We start from the raw sequence: 1,170 nt of genomic DNA on the forward strand, positions 1-1,170 counted from the left end.
ATTCGAGAACGGCGCCGGGCTCGGGACGGGCGGGTCGAGCCAGGCCGGGCCGGTCGTCGAGCAGGCAGGCGATGGTCTCGTTGGCGTCGCCCTTGGTGTGGCCGATGAGGCCGACCGGGCCGCGCTTGATCCAGCCGGTCACGTAGGTGGCGGGCATGAAGCGGGCGTCGCCCTCTGCGGTCTCGTCGGAGATCACGCGACCGGCCTCGTTCGGCACGGTGCCGGCCTGGTCGTCGAACGGCAGCTGGGTGATGTTCTGCGACAGGTAGCCGACGGCGCGGTAGATGGCCTGCACGTCCCACTGCTTGAACTCGCCGGTGCCCTTGACGTTGCCGGTGCCGTCGAGCTGGGTGCGCTCGGTCTTGAGGCCGACGACCTTGCCGTCCTCACCGATGACCTCGGCCGGGGACTCGAAGAAGTGCAGGAACAGCTTGTGCGGGCGGTTGCCCTGATCGCGGATCGCCCACTGCTCGAGAGTGTTGGCGACCATGTCGACCTGCTTGGAGTTACGGCGCGCGGCCTCGGAGCCCTCGTCGTAGTCGATGTCCTCCGGGTCGACGATGACCTCGATCGTCGGCGAGTGGTCGAGCTCGCGCAGCTCGAGCGGGGTGAACTTGGCCTGGGCGGGACCACGACGGCCGAAGACATGGACCTCGACGGCCTTGTTGGCCTTCAGACCCTTGTAGACGTTCGGCGGGATCTCCGTCGGCAGCAGTTCGTCACCGGTCTTGGCCAGCACACGGGCCACGTCGAGGGCGACGTTGCCGACACCGAGCACGGCGACCTTCTCCGCCTCGAGCGGCCACGAACGCGGCACGTCGGGGTGACCGTCGTACCAGGACACGAAGTCCGCGGCACCGTAGGAGCCGTCGAGGTCGATGCCCGGGATCGGCAGGGCGCGGTCGGCGTTGGCGCCGGTGGAGAAGATGACCGCGTCGTAGAACTGACGCAGGTCGTCGAGGGTGATGTCGGTGCCGTAGTCGATGTTGCCGAGCAGGCGCACCTGGTCCTTGTCGAGGACCTTGTGCAGGGCGGTGATGATGCCCTTGATGCGCGGGTGGTCGGGCGCGACGCCGTAGCGGATCAGGCCGAAGGGCGCGGGCATGCGCTCGTAGAGGTCGATGCTGACATCGGCATCGGACTTCATCAATGCGTCGGCGGCGTAGATAC

The 1,170-nt window shown here is 67.9% G+C and carries 1 protein-coding gene; it reads right to left on the reverse strand.

Annotation, left to right across the window (positions count from 1 at the left end):
* Positions 1 to 1,168: pyridine nucleotide-disulfide oxidoreductase (locus tag ACWDNU_RS46470; protein WP_449673525.1), on the reverse strand; the 1,168-nt coding region annotated here is incomplete at its 3' end.
* Positions 1,169 to 1,170 lie beyond the last annotated feature (2 nt).

The sequence above is a fragment of the Amycolatopsis sp. NPDC003676 genome, from assembly GCF_053587275.1.